This is a genomic window from Billgrantia zhangzhouensis, assembly GCF_021404465.1.
GTDB lineage: Bacteria > Pseudomonadota > Gammaproteobacteria > Pseudomonadales > Halomonadaceae > Halomonas > Halomonas zhangzhouensis.
In genome coordinates, this window is the sequence record NZ_JABFTT010000008.1 from 207,855 (window position 1) to 224,925 (window position 17,071).

The 17,071-nt window shown below is 65.5% G+C and carries 14 protein-coding genes; 10 read left to right on the top strand and 4 right to left on the bottom strand.

The window, feature by feature from the left end; translation table 11 throughout:
* The first annotated feature begins 79 nt into the window (after positions 1-79).
* The 3 genes from zipA to HOP51_RS12280 all read left to right on the top strand — a co-directional run bounded on the left by zipA (position 80) and on the right by HOP51_RS12280 (position 4,317).
* The gene (zipA, locus tag HOP51_RS12270; RefSeq protein WP_234274178.1) at positions 80-1,852 is read left to right on the top strand and encodes a cell division protein ZipA; all 1,773 of its coding nucleotides are present in this window, start codon (positions 80-82) and stop codon (positions 1,850-1,852) included.
* A 135-nt stretch (positions 1,853-1,987) separates the two neighbouring features.
* On the top strand, positions 1,988-4,051 hold the full coding sequence (gene ligA, locus HOP51_RS12275) for an NAD-dependent DNA ligase LigA (RefSeq protein ID WP_234274179.1): 2,064 nt from the start codon (positions 1,988-1,990) through the stop codon (positions 4,049-4,051).
* The gene (locus HOP51_RS12280; RefSeq protein WP_234274180.1) at positions 4,048-4,317 is read left to right on the top strand and encodes a YheU family protein; all 270 of its coding nucleotides are present in this window, start codon (positions 4,048-4,050) and stop codon (positions 4,315-4,317) included. Before ligA ends, HOP51_RS12280 begins: the two co-directional genes overlap by 4 nt.
* A 35-nt stretch (positions 4,318-4,352) precedes the next feature.
* Here HOP51_RS12280 and mnmC read toward each other — a convergent pair whose 3' ends face one another.
* Together mnmC and HOP51_RS12290 are read right to left on the bottom strand one after the other, a co-directional pair.
* Complete coding sequence (mnmC, locus tag HOP51_RS12285; RefSeq protein WP_234274181.1) at positions 4,353-6,434, bottom strand: bifunctional tRNA (5-methylaminomethyl-2-thiouridine)(34)-methyltransferase MnmD/FAD-dependent 5-carboxymethylaminomethyl-2-thiouridine(34) oxidoreductase MnmC; 2,082 nt, start codon at positions 6,432-6,434, stop codon at positions 4,353-4,355.
* A gap of 176 nt (positions 6,435-6,610) precedes the next feature.
* Positions 6,611-6,910, bottom strand: coding sequence for a YciI family protein (locus tag HOP51_RS12290; protein ID WP_159549145.1), 300 nt, complete (start codon positions 6,908-6,910; stop codon positions 6,611-6,613).
* Between the two features lie 115 nt (positions 6,911-7,025).
* On the opposite strand from HOP51_RS12290, the gene HOP51_RS12295 reads away from it, so the two are divergent.
* Together HOP51_RS12295 and HOP51_RS12300 are read left to right on the top strand one after the other, a co-directional pair.
* The gene (locus tag HOP51_RS12295) at positions 7,026-7,955 is read left to right on the top strand and encodes a PHP domain-containing protein (RefSeq protein WP_234274182.1); all 930 of its coding nucleotides are present in this window, start codon (positions 7,026-7,028) and stop codon (positions 7,953-7,955) included.
* A 49-nt stretch (positions 7,956-8,004) separates the two neighbouring features.
* Entirely contained in the window at positions 8,005-8,628 is a 624-nt protein-coding gene (locus HOP51_RS12300) for an L-threonylcarbamoyladenylate synthase (protein ID WP_234274183.1), read from the top strand.
* A gap of 2 nt (positions 8,629-8,630) precedes the next feature.
* On the opposite strand, the gene HOP51_RS12305 is transcribed toward HOP51_RS12300, so the two are convergent.
* Together HOP51_RS12305 and HOP51_RS12310 are read right to left on the bottom strand one after the other, a co-directional pair.
* Entirely contained in the window at positions 8,631-9,506 is an 876-nt protein-coding gene (locus HOP51_RS12305; RefSeq protein WP_234274184.1) for an ion transporter, read from the bottom strand.
* Positions 9,507-9,569: 63 nt separating this feature from the next.
* On the bottom strand, positions 9,570-10,415 hold the full coding sequence (locus HOP51_RS12310) for a CYTH domain-containing protein (RefSeq protein WP_234274185.1): 846 nt from the start codon (positions 10,413-10,415) through the stop codon (positions 9,570-9,572).
* A gap of 144 nt (positions 10,416-10,559) precedes the next feature.
* Between HOP51_RS12310 and HOP51_RS12315 the strand changes: the two genes are divergently transcribed.
* The 5 genes from HOP51_RS12315 to HOP51_RS12335 all read left to right on the top strand — a co-directional run bounded on the left by HOP51_RS12315 (position 10,560) and on the right by HOP51_RS12335 (position 17,027).
* Complete coding sequence (locus tag HOP51_RS12315) at positions 10,560-11,240, top strand: TIGR00153 family protein (RefSeq protein ID WP_234274186.1); 681 nt, start codon at positions 10,560-10,562, stop codon at positions 11,238-11,240.
* A 67-nt stretch (positions 11,241-11,307) separates the two neighbouring features.
* Positions 11,308-12,573: an inorganic phosphate transporter gene (locus HOP51_RS12320; RefSeq protein ID WP_234274187.1), complete on the top strand. Its 1,266-nt coding sequence runs from the start codon at positions 11,308-11,310 to the stop codon at positions 12,571-12,573.
* A 168-nt stretch (positions 12,574-12,741) separates the two neighbouring features.
* The gene (gene argA, locus HOP51_RS12325; RefSeq protein WP_234274188.1) at positions 12,742-14,055 is read left to right on the top strand and encodes an amino-acid N-acetyltransferase; all 1,314 of its coding nucleotides are present in this window, start codon (positions 12,742-12,744) and stop codon (positions 14,053-14,055) included.
* Between the two features lie 867 nt (positions 14,056-14,922).
* Positions 14,923-16,422: a sensor histidine kinase gene (locus HOP51_RS12330; protein ID WP_234274189.1), complete on the top strand. Its 1,500-nt coding sequence runs from the start codon at positions 14,923-14,925 to the stop codon at positions 16,420-16,422.
* Positions 16,419-17,027 carry a hypothetical protein gene (locus HOP51_RS12335; protein ID WP_234274190.1) on the top strand — a complete coding sequence of 203 codons (609 nt, stop codon included), beginning with the start codon at positions 16,419-16,421 and terminating at the stop codon, positions 17,025-17,027. The genes HOP51_RS12330 and HOP51_RS12335 overlap by 4 nt, the downstream gene beginning before the upstream one ends.
* Positions 17,028-17,071: the final 44 nt, after the last annotated feature.

Consider the following 17,071-nt stretch of genomic DNA (forward strand, 5'->3'; position numbering starts at 1 on the left):
GCCCTTTTTCTGGCAATCGCGCTATGCTGTTGACGAACATCCATCCGGCATGGCGCCCTAGTGATAGGCAAGACGACCCATGGAACTTAGAGAATGGCTGATCATTCTGGGGCTGGCCCTGGTAACGCTCATCGTGATCGATGGTGTGCGTCGCCTGAAGCGTCAGCGCCGAGTGCCCCGCCTGGACCAGGTAGGGGATAACAAAAACCCAGGTAATGGCGAGGCAGCGGCCGATGGCGAAGACAACTGGGAGTTGCCCAACGGCGGCGCCCGGGTCGTCAAGCCCGCCAGTTATACCCAAGTGCAAGCGAAACCCAAGCTTCAACGTCAGGACCACCCCGGGCCCTCCCGGGTGCTGGCCGGCCTGAAGGAAGCCAACGTCGACGCCGGAACCGCGGCGCCCGGCGCCGGCTTCGCTGCCACCGCGGCCTCACGCCCGGTGGCTTCCGCCATGCTGGAGGCCGGCTCGCCCACCCCCTCCCGGGCGGAGGCGAGCGGTGCAAGCGGTGGTAAAGAAGAGCAAGCAACGAGTCGGACGCCGGGCGAGACGGCCCATTCGCGCAGTACGGAGCGCGACGCCGCTGCCGGGCAGGCCGAAACGCAGGCTGCGCAAATCGAGCCTGAGGTCGACCTGCGTGATACCGAACGACAGGTGGACGACTCCGTCACGCCCGAACGTGCCACCGTGGAGCAACAGGACGCGCAGCCGGCCAGTGTCGCCGCCGCACAGCGGGTCGATGACAACGTCGAGCGCTCCCTGAACGATGCCCACGAGGCTACCGCCGAGCCGGCCTCGCTGGGGCGGGAGGTATCCGAAGATCGCCATGAGCCGACCCTTTCCGCACTCGACGGCGAGGTGGAGCCGGTTGCCGAAACGGCGCCGCTGGCCGCTGATCCCGCCGATCACGATCCACACCACGACGAGGACGAGCGCTATCGGCTGGTCGACCTCGAGGGCATGGGCGATTCGATTAAAAGCGGCTCGCGCCGCATGGGCGAGTCGGTGCAGCGTTTTGGCCTCTCCATTCAGCAGCGCCTTGCCAAGCGGCGTGAGCAGAAACGCGAGGAGAAAGCGCGCCGCGAGCAGCTGCGCGCCGAAAAAGCCGAACGTGAAGCCCAGCATCGCCGCGAGGCTGCCGAGGTCCAGGCCGCCAGGGAGGCCGAGCGCCGTCGCCTGGAAGCCGAAGCCATTGAACTGGCTGACGACGACGATCCCCTGTTTGCGCCGCCGCGTCCAAGGACCGCGGAGCCCGACTATTCGAGGCTCGACTATTCGGAGCCTGTCGAACAGGCAGCGCCGGAGGCCGAAGCCATTGCCGACGACGACGTGGTACGTGCCCACCCGACCCTGGCCCGGGCACTGCGTCACAACGTCAACGCCGAACGCGCACGCGACACCTTGAGCCAAGCCGACGAGATCATCGTCATCAGCGTGCTGTCGCGCGACGAAGAGGGCTTCTCCGGCGAGGCGCTGCTCAACCTGATGCTGGCCTGCGGCCTGCGTTACAGCAGCGACATGGGTATCTTCCACCGCTTCGAGACCGAGGACCCCGAGAGCGAACTGCAATTCTCGATGGTCAACGTGCTCAAGCCGGGTACCTTCCCGATCGAGGCCATGGATGAGTTCCGCACCCCGGGCATCACCCTGCTGATGCCGCTGCCCGGCGCGCTGGATACCGCTGCAGCCTTCGAAGCGATGGTCGAGACCGCCATGGTCATCGTGCGCAACCTGGGCGGTGAGCTGAAGGACGAGAACCACAGCGTGATGACCGCGCAGACCGTGGAGTTCGCCCGCCAGCGCGTGCAGGAGTTCGAGCGCCGCAATCGCCTCAACCGCTACCAGGTGAACTAACCAAAGCTGTAAGCTGAAGAAGCTGGAAGACAACCCCCGTGAGGTAGCCCCACGGGGGTTGTTGCTTTGGTAAGCTAGACGCTCATGCCGGCTTCGAGCTTCGAGGCCTTCGCCATGGACGAGAACCTTGACGCAATGAGCCAGCCCGAACAGAACACCCTCGACGAAGTCGCCAAGCTGCGTGCCGAACTCGACGATGCCAACTACCGCTACTATGTGCTCGACGAACCGCAGCTCACCGATGCCGAGTACGACCGCAAACTACGTCGCCTGCAAGAACTGGAGCAGGCATACCCCGAACTGGTAATCCCCGATTCGCCGACCCAGCGGGTCGGGGCGCCGCCCGATGCCGGCTTCCCTGAGGTCGAGCATGCAGTCCCCATGCTGTCGCTGGACAACGCCCTGAGCGAGGAGGAGATAGAAGCCTTCGTCAAACGAGTGGGCGAGCGTCTGGAAACCGATGGTGAGGCGATTTGCTTCTGCTGCGAGCCCAAGCTCGACGGCGCCGCCGTATCGCTGGTCTACGAGCAGGGCGTGCTGATCAGCGGTGCGACCCGCGGCGATGGCCGCACCGGAGAGGGCATTACCTCCAACCTGCGCACGCTGCGCTCGATTCCGCTCAAGTTACGTGGCGACGCCCCCGAACTGCTCGAAGTGCGTGGCGAGGTGATCATGAGCCACGCTGGCTTCGAGCGACTCAATGACCGGGCGCGGGAGGAGGGCGGCAAGATATTTGCCAATCCGCGCAACGCCGCGGCGGGCAGCCTGCGCCAGCTCGATCCGGGCATCACCGCCACGCGGCCGCTGGAGTTCAGCGCCTATCAGGTGGCACGCATCGAACCGGCCCCGGGTGACGCCAGCCACAGCGAATTGATGGCGCACCTCAAGGCTTTCGGCTTCCGTAGCAGCGCCCAGCTTCAGGTGGTGGCGGGCAGTCGGGGCATCATCGACTACTGCCGGCGGTTGGGCGAGCAGCGCGATAGCCTCGGCTACGACATCGACGGCGTGGTGATCAAGGTCGACGACCTGCGTCTGCAGCGCGAGTTGGGCTTCGTCGCCCGGGCGCCGCGCTGGGCCACAGCCTTCAAGTTTCCCGCCCAGGAGGAGACCACCCGGCTCAAAGACGTCGAATTCCAGGTCGGCCGCACCGGGGCAATCACACCGGTGGCACGGCTCGAGCCGGTATCGGTGGCCGGCGTTACCGTCTCCAATGCCACCCTGCACAATGCCGACGAGATCGCGCGTCTTGGCGTGATGATTGGCGACACCGTGGCGATCCGGCGAGCCGGCGACGTGATTCCCCAGGTGGTGCGCGTGCTGCCCGAGCGGCGCCCCGACGACGCCCGCGAGATTGTCTTCCCCGAGCGCTGCCCGGTGTGCGACTCCGAGATCGAGCGTGTGGAGGGCGAAGTGGTGGCGCGCTGTTCCGGTGGGCTCTACTGCGCTGCCCAGCGCAAGGAGGCGCTCCGGTACTTCGCCTCGCGCCGGGCGATGGACATCGATGGACTGGGCGAGAAACTGATCGACCAGCTCGTCGAGCTCGACTGGGTCAAGACCCCAGCCGATCTGTTCCGGCTCAAGGCCGAGGATCTTGCAACGCTTCCGCGCATGGCCCGGAAGTCCTCTGAGAACCTGGTGACGGCGCTGGATAAGGCCAAGCAGACGACATTGCCGCGTTTCATCTTCGCCTTGGGCATCCGCGAGGTGGGCGAGGCCACGGCGGCCAACCTGGCGCGCCACTTCGGTACCCTGGATGCGCTGATGGCCGCCGAGCTGGCCGATCTCGAAGCGGTCGAGGATGTTGGCCCGGTGGTGGCCGCTCACGTGCACACCTTCTTTCGTCAGGAGCACAACCGCGAGACCATCGAGGCGCTACGCGAGCTGGGCGTGACCTGGGCCGAGGAAACCATCGGCGAACGTCCCCAGCCGCTGGCCGGCCAGACCTGGGTGCTCACCGGCACCCTGGAGAGCATGACCCGCGACGAAGGCAAGGAGCGCCTGCAGGCGCTGGGCGCCAAGGTGGCCGGCAGCGTATCGAAGAAGACCGCCGCGGTAGTCGCCGGCGAGGCCGCCGGCAGCAAGCTGGCCAAGGCCCAGGAGCTGGGTGTCGAGGTGCTCGACGAGGCCGCCTTCCTCGAACGCCTGGCGGCCTGGGAGCGCGGAGAGGGAGTGCCGGACAGTGAGGAGGGGCAGGCATGAGCGGACGCTTCATCGAAGTGCCCTATCGCATGCTTCCGGGGGAGACCCTCGATGCTCTGCTGGAAGCCTTCGTCACCCGCCAGGGCTACGACACCACCGATACCGGCGAGGGCATGCGTGGCTGGGTAGGCCAGCTCAAGCGCCAGTTGGAGCGGGGCGAGCTGCTCATCGCCCACGACCTGCAGACCGAGACCACCGAAGTGATGACGCTGGCCCAGTGGCGCGCCTTCGGACGCGACCTGGCCGACGACGAGGAAGAAGGCTAGCGCGGTCGCGGCCAGTTGTCGGATAAAACCAGAGGTTACTTGCCCTGGACCAGGTCGCGGATGATCCGCCGTCCCGGATGCAGGTGATCCACCAGCGGCCACTCCAGCGGCAGCGGCTCGTCGCAGAGGCGTGAAGCGAGCAACTCGGCGCACAGCGGTGCGCTGGCCATGCCGCGGGAGCCATGGGCGGCGCTGATCCACAGGCCTGGATGGTGCCCGCCGGCCACGTCGGGCACACGGGTGGCATCCTTGGTCAGCACGGCGTAGTCCCGGCGCCAGGCCTCGGCATCGGGCACCGGCCCGCAGTAGGGCGACTTGTCTGGGCTTGCCGCACGTACGCCGGTGCGCGCGGTGAGCCGAGTGGGCGTCAGGTCGGCGCCTGCCTTGCGCAGCGCTGCCACGAAATGGGGCAGGCCGCGTTCGAGCTCCGCCAGGTTGGCGGCGTGGTCGGCCTCGCGCTCGGCCAGGTCGGTGTCGCCGGGGGCGAAGGTGGCGCCGAAGTTGAGCACCCCCTCCGCTGCCGGCGGCACGTAGCCGCCGGCGCACACCACGCGTCCCAGCGCCGGGGCGTCTGCGGGCATTGCCAGTTGGCTGACCTGGCCACGCACCGGCTGTAGCGGCAGCGCCGCGAGTTGGCTGAACCCGGCGGCTTCGTGGGCGGCGGCAACGACGACTTGTTCGGCTTCAAGGCACTCGCCATCAGCCAGGGTCAACGTCCAGCCCGCCTCATTGCCGTGCAACGCCGTCACTTCGCCTCGGCAGAAGCTGACGCCAGGCGTTTGGGCCAGGCGCACGCACAGCTCCAGCGGTCTGACCCAGGCGGCATCGGGGTAATCCAGTGCCGGCGCCTCGAGTCGGATTCCCGCGACGCGGCCGGCCGTCTCGGCGTCGAGGCCGCGTACCACGCTCTGGGGCAGCGAATGGTTGGCCAGGAAGCGCGTCTGGCGCTGATGCTCCTTCTCGTCCAGCGCCAGCTGCAGCACGCCGCTGGGCCGCCACAGCGACTGCTCCGGGTCGAGCTGGGCCAGCCAGCGCCGGCTGTGGAGCAGGCCGGCCAGATAGGTGCGGCTCTGCAGATTGGTTTCGACCGCGAGCTTGACGTAGAGGGCCCCCTGCAGGTGAGTGGTGCCCAGCTCGGCGCGGTCGAAGCGGTCGATCAGCGTCACCGCGACGCCGCGCCGGGCCAGGGCGGCGGCGGTGCTGGCACCGGCGATACCGGCGCCAATCACCGCCACGTGGCGCGGCGGATGTGGCGCTGGCGGGCTGAACCAGGGCGTGCGCTGGCGACGGGTGTCGGCAGGCGGCTCGGCGATCTCGCCGCAGAGCATTTCGCGCTTGCGCCCGAAGCCCGGCACCTTGCGCCAGGCAAACCCCGCCGCGGCCAGCCCGCGCTTGACCACTCCGGCACAGGTGAAGGTGGCGAAGGTCGCGCCCGGCCGTGAACGGGCGACCATGGCGGCGAACAGCTCGGGGTGCCACATCTCGGGGTTCTTGGCCGGAGCGAAGCCGTCGAGGAACCAGGCATCCACTCGCCCTTCGAGCAGGGCGAGGCGCTCGGCGGCATCGCCAAAGTGGAGGTCCAGCGTCACTCGCTCGTCGAGCCACAGCCGATGCACGCCGGCCACCGGCTCGGGCCACTGGCTTATCAGCCGCTCGGCGCGCCGGGCCAGGTCCGGCCAGGTGGCGAGAGCCCGGGCCAGGTCGTTTCGGCTCAAGGGGTAGCGTTCGGTGGAAACCAAGTGCAGCCGTGCCTGTGCCGGGGCATGGGCGTCGAAGCAGGCCCAGGCGCAGAGCATGTTGAGCCCGGTGCCGAAGCCGGTCTCGCCGATGGTGAAGGGGCGCCGTTCGCGCCAGGCGGCCAGACGTTGGGGCAGCGCATTGCCATGGAGGAAGACATGCTCGGTTTCCGCCCGGCCGTCATGACGCGAGAAATAGACGTCGTCGAACCGGGTCGAGCGCGGAGCGCTCTCGCCGGTGTCGTCGCGCTGCCAGTCGAGGTGCGCCGGCTCCAGGCCGGCCAGCGGTGGAAGGGGAACATGGGACGATGACACGGTTTCTCCAGCGCCTTCGGCAAGAGTGTTCAAAAAATGATCGATGATGCCGCGGCGGCGTGGCATGGTGCATCTCGGAGACCATCCGCGGCGTTTCAACAGCGTTATCCACAGAAGCTGTGAGCAAAGCCTCTGTGGATAAAACGCTCTCGTCAGGGAGGGCTTTCGAGAATGCTGACAAACTACTGCGCTCGCAACGTTTGTCAGCTTCCTCGGCTTTCGGGGCTCTTTTACGCTGGCCTTCAGGGCAGCACTTTCTTGAACGGTTTCACCGTCACCTTGGCGTAGACGCCGGCGATCACGTAGGGGTCGGCGTCGGCCCAGGCGCGGGCGGTCTCGAGGCTGTCAAACTCCGCCACCACCAGGCTACCGGTAAAACCGGCTTCACCGGGGTCCTCGGCATCCACCGCCGGATGGGGGCCGACCAGTACCAGGCGGCCGTCGTCGCGCAGCTTCTCAAGACGGGCCAGGTGATCGGGGCGGGCGGCCAGACGCCGCTCCAGGCTGTTCTTCACGTCTTCACTGATGATTGCATACAGCATCGCAGCGTTCCTCGGGGCAGCGCGGTATCACCGCAGACTCCAACCGTGCGTTGACCGACCGTCGCCGGACGCGCACCATGGGGCCATCATTTTGACAAAGTTGCTTGCTTGCGTCATGCCATTGCCCTCCCTGCCCGAGCGTTTCGCCGGCGATCCTGGTCCCCTCGGTATCGATCTTCACATGCATTCCACCGCCTCGGATGGTGCCCTGGCTCCCGCCGAGGTGGTCTCCCTGTGCGCCGCGCGCAGCGTGCGGCTGATGGCCCTGGCCGATCATGACACCATGGCCGGCGTGAACGAGGCCGGCGAGGCCGCCGCCCGGCTGGGTGTATGCCTGCTGCCGGCGGCCGAACTCTCGACCCGCTGGCAGGGCGTGGGCATCCATGTCGTCGCGCTGCTTCCCCAGGGCGTCAGCGGGGCGCTGGAGGAGGGGCTGAAGGCCCAGGCCCGGGCCCGCGAGGCCCGCGCCGAGGTGATCGCCGAACGCATGGAGAAGCTGGGGCTCGGCGATGCCTTGGCCAAGGCGCGTGAGCAGGCTGGCCCCCACCGTCCGCTGGGCCGTCCCGACTTCGCCCGGGCACTGGTGGCGGCGGGGCTGGTACCCGACATGGCCACGGCGTTTCGCAAGCACCTGGGCAGTGGCAAGGCGGGCGACGTCAAGGCGCACTGGCCGGCGCTGGACGAGGTAGTGGGCTGGGTGGTCGAGGCGGGCGGCGTGGCGGTGCTCGCCCACCCCCTGCGCCATGGTCTGACCCGGCGCAAGCGTGGCCAGTTGCTGGATGACTTTGCCGCTGCCGGCGGCCAGGCCGCCGAGCTGGTCAGCGGCTTTCAGAATGCCGATGTTACCCGCGACCTGGCGCGGCAGCTCGACGAAAGGGGGCTGTATGCCTCGCTCGGCAGCGACTTCCATTTTCCCGGTGGACACCTGGCGCCGGGCAGCATGAGCCCGGTGCCGCGCACCGCCGTGCCGCCGGTATGGACCCACCCGCGGCTGGCCGGCTTCGTCGCGGCGGGTTGCGACGCACCCACCCCCGGCGCGCTATAGTGGGCAACAAGAGTGGCCGCAAGAATCGCTAACGTCAGGGAATTCCATCATGAGTCAGTTCTTCCAGATCCACCCCGAGAATCCGCAGAAGCGCCTGATCGATCAGGCAGTGCAGATCGTGCGCCAGGGCGGGGTGGTCGCCTATCCCACCGACTCCGGCTATGCGCTGGGCTGCCATCTGGGCGACAAGAAGGCGATCGAGAAGATCAAGTGGCTGCGCTCGCTGGACGACAAGCACAACTTTACCTTGGTGTGCTCGGATCTCTCCGACATCGGCACCTACGCCAAGGTCGACAACAGCGTGTTCCGCCTGCTCAAGGCCAACACGCCGGGTGCTTACACCTTCATCCTCAACGCCACCTCAGAGGTGCCTCGCCTGCTGCTGCACCCCAAGCGGCGCTCGATCGGCGTGCGTGTGCCCGACCACAGCATCACCCGGGCGTTGCTCGACGCGTTGGGCGAGCCGCTGATGAGCGTGACGCTGATCCCGGTGGGTGAGGAACTGCCGATGACCGACCCGGAAGAGATCCGCGACCGCTTCGGCGCCCATCTGGACCTGATCATCGATGGCGGCGCCTGCCACTTGGAGGCCACCAGCGTGATCGACCTGCGCGAGCTGCCGCCGACCATCGTGCGCGAAGGACGCGGCGACCTGGCGCCGTTCCGCAGCTGATGCTACCTTTTGCCGTTCTCCAGCGGCCTGTTCGGGTCTTGCGTCTCCTCGTCCAGCCAGGTGCCGCACTTGAGGCAGTAGAGCGCTCTTTTTTCATGGCGGTCGTGGCCGCAGCCCGGGCAGGCCTGATCGGAGTAGCGGTCGGCGCGAATCGAGCGAATCACCTCGGCGGAGAATACCCCGGTGGGCACGGCGATGATCGAATAGCCGATCAGCATGACCAGGGTGGAGATCGCCTGGCCGAGGGGCGTGATGGGCACGATGTCGCCATAGCCCACCGTGGTCAGGGTGACGATGGCCCAGTAGATCGCCATGGGAATGCTGGTGAAACCGGCCTCGGCGGGCTCGATCATGTAGACCAGTGCGGCGAACAGGGTTACCAGCAGGAACACCGTGAACAGGAACAGGAAGATCTGACGCACGCTGTTCTTCAGCGCCCCCACCAGCAGGCGTCCTTCACCGACGAACTGCATCAGGCGCAGCACGCGGAAGATTCGCAGCACGCGCAGCAGGCGCACGATCACCAGGGTCTGGGTGCCGGGAACGAGCAGCATCAGCCAGGTCGGCAATATCGCTACGAGATCGATCATGCCGTAGAAGCTGCGCAGGTAGCGCAGTGGCTTGTCGAGAATATAGATGCGAACCAGGAGTTCGATGGTAAAGACGATGGTGAACCCCCACTCCAGCCAGTAGAACCACTCTCCATGGGCGGCGCTCAAGTGATCGACGGAGTCGAGCATCACCACCAGCACGCTGGCCAGGATCGTCACGATCAGGGCGATATCGAAGCCCTTGGCCAGCGGAGTGTCGGATTCGAAGATGATCTGGAACAGGCGTGTGCGCAGCCCTTCGCCGGCCGGCCGAAACGGTTCGGTCATTCCCTCGTCCCCTGCATGGCGTAGCCCTTGTTATCGCTCACGTTGCCTTGGCTCTCGTTGCCCTCATGAGGACGCCAGGCGATGCGCCAGCCGCAGCGACGTGCGGCCAAAGTCGAGATCGAGCCAGTCGGCTCGCTCCAGCATGGCGGCAAGTTGGCTGGCCTCGGCGTTGCCCTCCGTGGCCAGTGCCTCCAGCGCCTCCCTGGCCGTGGCTTTCCAGGCATCGTCGCCGGTATCGGTGAAGGCGTCCAGGGCCAGAATGGCACGATGCAGCCGCTCGCTTTTCGCCGTGCCCCCGGGCAGCTTCCATTGACCGTTGAGCAGGGCGCTGCCGCGAACGGCCTTGCTGGCATCGGCGGGGCGCAGGGGCACCGTCTCGGCGAAGGCCAGCGCCAGGCTCCACAGCGCCTGTGGGTCGCCGTCCTTGAGTTCCAGCTCCAGCTCATGGATCGGCACACGGCGGCCAGCGGCACGAATCTCGCCCTGGTCCAACGCCACCTCGATGGTGGCTTCGGCCAGCTCCAGATGCCAGGCGCGGCGCTCGAAGTCGGTGGCGAAGCGCGGTTCGAGGCGCGCCAGCACCCCCTCTCCCAGCGCGGCCATGGGTGGCAGGGTGGCGAGCCCGGTGCGGTCGAGGCTGCCGCCCGCCACCGGCCACTCCCATTCGCGCCGCCGGCTGTAGCCGCCGCTGCCTTCGCCGCTGGCCTTCAGGGTCTGTACCCAGGCGTCGTTGCGGCGGCGCAGGCGTAGTGCCATGCGCGCCGTCTCCAACTCGCCCGCGGGCGTGTCGAAGTAGGTGTTGGCCAAGCGCTGGGCCTCGTCCACCCCGCCGCGCAGGAAGGGGTGCTGCAGCAGCCGTTCCGGGCCGGTTTCGCCCAGGGCCAGCTTCATCTCGATCTCATGGCTCATGTCTCTTCCTGCTTACCTTTCCCTACTTTGCTGCCTGGATGGGGCCCTGCGGCTGGGCCTACCGTATGACGAGAATATTTCCATGACGTGACAGGGTGCCATTCTTTATACTGGCGCCGCCATTTCACAAGCGCATCCTACTCCATGGTCAAACCCAACCCCTTTTCGGCGATGTTCGGCCGCTCTCCGTTCCAGCCCCTGTTGGCCCATATCGCCAAGGCCAACGAGTGTGCCGACCAACTGCTGCCTTTCTTCGAGGCCTCGCTCCCGGGCGACTGGGAAGAAGCCACCAAGATCCGCGAGACCATCACGCGGTTGGAGCACGAGGCCGATAGCCTCAAGACCGAGCTGCGCCTCAACCTGCCCAATACGCTATTCCTGCCCGTTTCCCGCACCGACCTTCTCGACTTGATCACTGTACAGGACAAGATCGCCAACAAGGTGCGTGACATCACCGGCATCATGCTCGGACGCCGTATGCAGGTTCCCTCCGAGCTGGCCCAGCCCATGCGCGACTACATGCATACCGCCGTAGCCTGCGTGTCCCAGGCGCGCCAGGCCCTGGAAGAGCTGCAGGACCTGCTCGAGTCGGGCTTCGGTCGCCACGCATCCAACGTGATGCTCAACCTGATCCGTGAGCTGCACATTCTCGAGCAGCGGGCCGATCAACAGCAGATTGCTATTCGCCGTCTGCTCTTCGATCTCGAGGATCGGCTCAAGCCGGTGGATGTGGTCTTCCTCTACAAGATCATCGATTGGGTCGGGGAGCTCTCCGACCGTGCCGAACGCGTCGGCAGCCGCCTGCAGATACTCACTGCCCGGTAGGACACCGCCACCGGCGATCCCGGGGCGATGTGCCCATAACCTGACAGCCACATAGGAACCAACCCCTATGTCGATCATTGCGCAGCACGGTGAAATCTTCATCATCCTGGCCTGCCTCTTCGGCTTCTTCATGGCCTGGGGCGTGGGCGCCAACGACGTCGCCAACGCCATGGGCACCTCGGTGGGCTCCAAGGCCATCACCATCAAGCAGGCGATCATCATTGCCGTGGTCTTCGAGTTCCTCGGCGCCTGGCTGGCTGGCGGCGAGGTCACCGCCACCATTCGCGGCGGTATCGTCGATCCTGTGTTGCTGCAGGCCAACCCCGAGCTGCTCGTCTATGGCATGCTCTCGGCCCTGCTCGCCGCCGCCCTGTGGTTGCTGATCGCCTCGGCCAAGGGCTGGCCGGTTTCCACCACCCACTCCATCGTCGGCGCCATCGTCGGCTTTGGTGCGGTAGGGCTGGGCATGGAGGCGGTGGCCTGGAACCGGGTCGGTACCATCGCCTCGAGCTGGGTGGTCTCGCCACTGCTGGCCGGTGCCATCTCCTTCCTGCTGTTCAAGTCGGTGCAGTACCTGATCTTTGAGGCCAAGGATCCTTTCGCCGCGGCCAAGCGTACCGTGCCGTTCTATATCTTCCTGGTCGGCTTCATCGTCTCCATGGTGACCCTGACCAAGGGCCTCACCCATGTGGGGCTGGAATTTACCTTCGCCCAGAGCTTCATGCTCTCGGTGCTACTGGGCATCGGCATCATGGGCATCGGCATCGTCATGGAGAACCGCGTCAAGGGGGAGCGGCGCATCGGCGACCAGTTCGGCTACGGCAGTGTGGAGCGCGTGTTCGGCGTGCTGATGATCTTCACCGCCTGTGCCATGGCCTTCGCCCATGGCTCCAACGACGTGGCCAACGCCGTCGGCCCGCTCGCGGCAGTGATCAGCGTGGTGCGCAGCGACGGCGTGATCGACAGTGCCGCGCTGGTGCCCTGGTGGGTGCTGGTGCTCGGCGGTGGCGGCATTGTCGCCGGCCTGGTCACCTACGGCCACAAGGTGATCGCTACCGTGGGCACCGGCATCACCGAGCTGACCCCCAGCCGCGGCTTTGCCGCCACCCTGGCCGCCGCTACCACCGTGGTGCTGGCCTCGGGTACCGGGCTGCCGATCTCCACCACTCATACCCTGGTCGGCGCGGTGCTGGGTGTGGGGCTGGCGCGCGGCATGGCAGCGCTCAACCTGCGCGTGATCGGCACCATCGTCATGTCGTGGCTGATTACCCTGCCGGCCGGGGCGGGGCTGGCAATATTGTTCTTCTTCATGTTCAAGGGAATTTTCGGGTAAGGGCGAGCTACGAGCTACGAGCCAACACCTTAGCGTCGAGAGTGTCGTAGGGGCATCCTGCCGAAGCCCGAATCGGCGGTACCACGGCAGTGGTGCCGCCGTTTTCGTCGCTCTGATATAGTCGAATGTAAGACAGCCTCCTTTTTCACCTGCTGCCGGAGAGCGGCCTTGGATACTCGTTTCCCCTTCGTCGACTGGTTCCGCAATTCCTCGCCTTATATCAATGCGCACCGGGGCCGAACCTTCGTGATCCTGATCGAGGGCGAGGCCATGGCGCGAGGCCGAGGCGAGCAGTTGATCCAGGATCTGGCGCTGCTGCATACCCTCGGGGTGCGCCTGGTGGTGGTATTCGGTATTCGCCCCCAGGTGGAGCAGGCGCTCGCCGAGGCGAAGATCGTACCGCAGCGCCACAATGGGCGCTGGGTGGCGGACGAGGCGATCATGACCTGTGTCGAGAGGGTTGCCGCCGAGCAGCGGCTGTGGCTCGAGGCGCGGCTGTCGTTGGGGCTGCCCAACACCCCGCTGCATGGGGTGGAGCTGACCGCCGTGTCCGGCAACCTGGTAATGGCCAAACCGCTGGGCGTACGCGAAGGCGTCGACTACGATCATAGCGGTGAGGTGCGCCGGGTGCGGGTCTCGGCGGTGCAGGGACTGCTCGACCGCGGCTCACTGGTGCTGCTGCCGCCGCTGGGTTTCTCCAGCACTGGTGAAGTGTTCGATCTGGACGCCGCCGAGGTGGCCCAGCACGCGGCCATGGCGCTGGCTGCCGACAAGCTGATCCTGCTGGGCGAGGCGGCCGGGCTCTACGACGAGAACGGCGCCATGCAGCGCCAGCTCACGCCCGACGAGGCCGAACCGCTGCTGAACCAGGCCGAGCCGGGCAGCGAGCAGGCACGCCACATTGCCGTGGCCTGCGCCGCTGCGCGTAATGGCGTGGCCCGCACGCACCTGCTCTCGTGGCATGACCACGATGCCTTGCTGGGCGAGCTGTTCACCCGCGACGGCGTCGGCACCATGATTACCCGGCACCGCTATGAGCAACTGCGTCCGGCCGAACTCGGCGACATCGGCGGCCTGCTGGAGCTGTTGGAACCGCTGGAGCGTCGCGGCATGCTGGTGCCGCGCTCGCGCGAGCGCCTGGAGCACGAAATCGATGACTACCTGGTCATCGAGCGGGATGGCATGGTCATCGGCTGCGCGGCGTTGCATCGCTTTGCCGAGGCCGAGATGGGCGAGCTGGCCTGCCTGGCCATCCATGTCGACTACCGCGGCGGAGAGCGAGGCTCGCTGCTACTCTCGGGAATCGAGCGGCGGGCGCGACGGCTCGGGCTTGCTTCGCTGTTCGTGTTGACTACCCATACCGCACACTGGTTCGTCGAGCACGGCTTTCGTTCTTCGGATATCGAATCGCTGCCGCCGCTGCGGCGCGATACCTACAACCATGCCCGCAAGTCGAAGATCCTCGTCAAACCCCTCGCATGAGGCGCTGCAAGCTTGCCGCCGCCTGAACCTGGCTCCGGGCGGCGGCTGTCGCTTTGGAGCAACGCTGTTCATTGTCTTGTCTCAAAAAAGCTACACGCTAACTCATTGTTTATGCATGTCTTGCGATAGAGCTTCGGAAAAGGTGTCGCCAAAGGATGACAAAAAGTGAGGTTATTTGGCGCTTTTAACCCTGTTTTGTCGTCCGGGATCGATGTGCCAACTTTTTTATGACAATAAGTTGTTGAATTTTATGATTTAGTAAAATTCCTGGCATGCTCCTGGCAATAGGTTAGGTGAGCAACGAAAGAAGTGATTCAAACGGCTCGAATCACTTCGGATCGTCGAGAGGCTCGGGGACCACCACCCCCCATGCCCTGTGCAACCCGGGCATCGAGATGATCAACGTTCGCTCCGCGATGTGTAACTTAGGTTGCGATGAGACGGGTACCGCCGATAGGCAAGGAAAGGTACCAGTTGGGCAAGGATGCCCTGGCAAGGATGCCTCATCCCCTTCGGGGGATCGAATTCGGCCCCAGCGCTGGTGTGTTTTACGCAGCGATGGTGGCAAACAGAGCACGAAGCAGAGCGGCTTGCCGCTCACCGTACCGGCAGCTCCTGGTGGCATAGGGTCGGCAACGGAGCTTCGGGGCCTTCGGGCCCACTGAAAGTATGGGACATGGCTCGACCAGGCGAACGATGCCCATATTTTCAACCCTTCAGTTCCCTGCGTACTTGGGCCGGCACCAGCCGGCCTCTTTTTTTTCCGACAGGAACGTTGAACGGGACGTTAGTTGAGTGTGGAACTCTGTTATCCTTCAGGTATGTGCCATGGTGGTTTCTTACCCTCTCCTGAATAGAACATTGGTCATGACCAAACGGGTCTCGCGCCGCTGGCGTCCACGCTCATTGCTGCAGCTCGTACTGTTGGCATTTCTTGTCGTCATGTTACCGCTGGGAGTCCTGATGTATCAGGCCGGCCAGGCGCTTTCCGAGCTTTCGCGCCTGGCGGATGTCAGCGCACGCCAGGCGGTGGAGGAGAGCCGGCGTGCCCGCGTACTGGGGAACCTCGCCGTCGAGATGGAGCGCAGCGCGCGCCAGTATGCGGTGCTAGAGCAGGAGAGCCTGCTCGAGCTTTATGCCGAGCGTCATTCGGAATTCCATGAACTGCTGGCGCAACAGCGCCGCTTCCTGCCCAACGATCCCGATGTCGTGGCCCTGGAAGAGCAACTGATGCTGCTGTCACAATTACCGGAGCTGGATGCCGAGGAACTCGACGTCTGGCTGGCGCTATTCGTGCCCTTCGCCGAACACACCGAATCGATGCGACGGGCCACCAATCGCCAGATCGATGCCACCATCGAGATGATCAGTGCCCGGGCGCAGGACGTACAGTCGCGGCTGTGGTTGCAAACCACGGCGCTGGTGTCGGCCAGCCTGTTGCTCATGCTGCTGTTCAGCTGGCTGATCATTCGCCCGGTACGCCAGTTGGAGCGCCGTATTCTCAGTATCGGCAGCGGCGTGGAAACCAACGATCGCGACACCATCCAGGGGCCCGCCGAACTGGTTCAGCTCGGCGACCGGCTCGACTGGCTCTCGACGCGGCTCAGCGATCTTGAGGCGCAGAAGCAGCAATTCCTGCGCCACATGTCTCACGAACTCAAGACACCGCTCGCCAGCGTACGCGAAGGCTCGGCCCTGCTGGCCGATGGCGTGGCCGGAGAACTGAGCCCCCGCCAACGCGAAATCCTGACGTTGATCGACTCCAGCGGCCGCGAATTGCAGCGACTGATCGAACAGCTGCTCGACTACAACCTGCTACAGCATAACCAGCGCATTACCCTCGCGCGGGTGGATCTGGCGACGCTGGTCAAGACGACACTGGCCAAGCACCGCCTGGCGCTGGAGAACAAAGGCATGCGGGTGACCGCCTTCGACGGTCCGCTGGAGTGGGTGGTGGATCGCACCGCCGTGGGTCGCATTCTCGACAACCTTGTCTCCAACGCCATTGCCTACGGCGAGGATGGCGGCGAGCTGTTGATTCGCGCCCATGCCGGACGCGATAACCTCATTCTCGATGTCGCCAATACCGGCGAGCCCATTGATGAACACGACCGTCCACGGCTGTTCGAGCCCTTCTACCAGGGCCGTTCGCGACGCAAAGGGCCGCTCAAGGGCTCGGGCATCGGGCTTTCGGTGGCCGCCGACTGCGCGCGTATCCAGAGCGGTGGTTTGACGCTGATCGAAGACAGGGAGTTTGACGTGTGCTTCCGCCTGACACTGCCGCGCCAGGCGGTGCCCCTGACCAGAGATGATAATAATATCGAGCCCGTCGAACTGGGCATTGACGCAAGGAGCGAGAAACGATGAAGGGGACTGAGACCTTCGGTGTAAGAACCATGGCAAAGACCGGTGCAAGAACCGGTACGAGAAAGGCACTGACCATTATCGGACTAGCCGTCCTCCTGGGCGGCTGCGAGTTGCTGCCCGAGCACGCCATGCTCGGGAGGGAAGCGGAGGAGACGTCGGCAGCGGTGGCCTGCCATGCGGGAGAGCCGACGTTCGAGGACGAAGCCTGCCTGCTGCACAACTGGGTGGCCTTTAGCCTGGCCTCGCAGCGTGGCGACAGGGAGTGGCGCAGCCAGACCATGATGGAACTCGATGCCGCGCCGGGCAGAAGCGAGGCCGAGCGGGAACTGGCCCGCGCCGTAATACTGGCCTGGGGCAACGAGCGGGAATGGCGGCAGGCCACGGAACTCTACCGGGAGTATACGCACGCCGCGCCGGCCGACCTCCAACCGCTACTGCGATACTGGCGCAATGAACTGGAGGGGCGGCGGTCCCTGGCAAGCCAGGGGTCGAATGCACGCGCTCAGGCGGTTTCATTACAACAAGAGAACGCCGAGCTTGCCGAAAAGCTCGAAGCGCTCACCGCCATCGAGCAGAACATGAACCTGCGACAGCAATCGCCCTGAGCGATGAAGGGAGATGGACGTGATGGAAGCGGCTCGATTGACCG

Coding starts and splice junctions, on each gene's coding strand:
- zipA (WP_234274178.1), top strand. CDS start 80: ATGGAACTTAGAGAATGGCTGATCATTCTGGGGCTGGCCCTGGTAACG.
- ligA (WP_234274179.1), top strand. CDS start 1,988: ATGAGCCAGCCCGAACAGAACACCCTCGACGAAGTCGCCAAGCTGCGT.
- HOP51_RS12280 (WP_234274180.1), top strand. CDS start 4,048: ATGAGCGGACGCTTCATCGAAGTGCCCTATCGCATGCTTCCGGGGGAG.
- mnmC (WP_234274181.1), bottom strand. CDS start 6,434: ATGCCACGCCGCCGCGGCATCATCGATCATTTTTTGAACACTCTTGCC.
- HOP51_RS12290 (WP_159549145.1), bottom strand. CDS start 6,910: ATGCTGTATGCAATCATCAGTGAAGACGTGAAGAACAGCCTGGAGCGG.
- HOP51_RS12295 (WP_234274182.1), top strand. CDS start 7,026: ATGCCATTGCCCTCCCTGCCCGAGCGTTTCGCCGGCGATCCTGGTCCC.
- HOP51_RS12300 (WP_234274183.1), top strand. CDS start 8,005: ATGAGTCAGTTCTTCCAGATCCACCCCGAGAATCCGCAGAAGCGCCTG.
- HOP51_RS12305 (WP_234274184.1), bottom strand. CDS start 9,506: ATGACCGAACCGTTTCGGCCGGCCGGCGAAGGGCTGCGCACACGCCTG.
- HOP51_RS12310 (WP_234274185.1), bottom strand. CDS start 10,415: ATGAGCCATGAGATCGAGATGAAGCTGGCCCTGGGCGAAACCGGCCCG.
- HOP51_RS12315 (WP_234274186.1), top strand. CDS start 10,560: ATGGTCAAACCCAACCCCTTTTCGGCGATGTTCGGCCGCTCTCCGTTC.
- HOP51_RS12320 (WP_234274187.1), top strand. CDS start 11,308: ATGTCGATCATTGCGCAGCACGGTGAAATCTTCATCATCCTGGCCTGC.
- HOP51_RS12330 (WP_234274189.1), top strand. CDS start 14,923: ATGACCAAACGGGTCTCGCGCCGCTGGCGTCCACGCTCATTGCTGCAG.
- HOP51_RS12335 (WP_234274190.1), top strand. CDS start 16,419: ATGAAGGGGACTGAGACCTTCGGTGTAAGAACCATGGCAAAGACCGGT.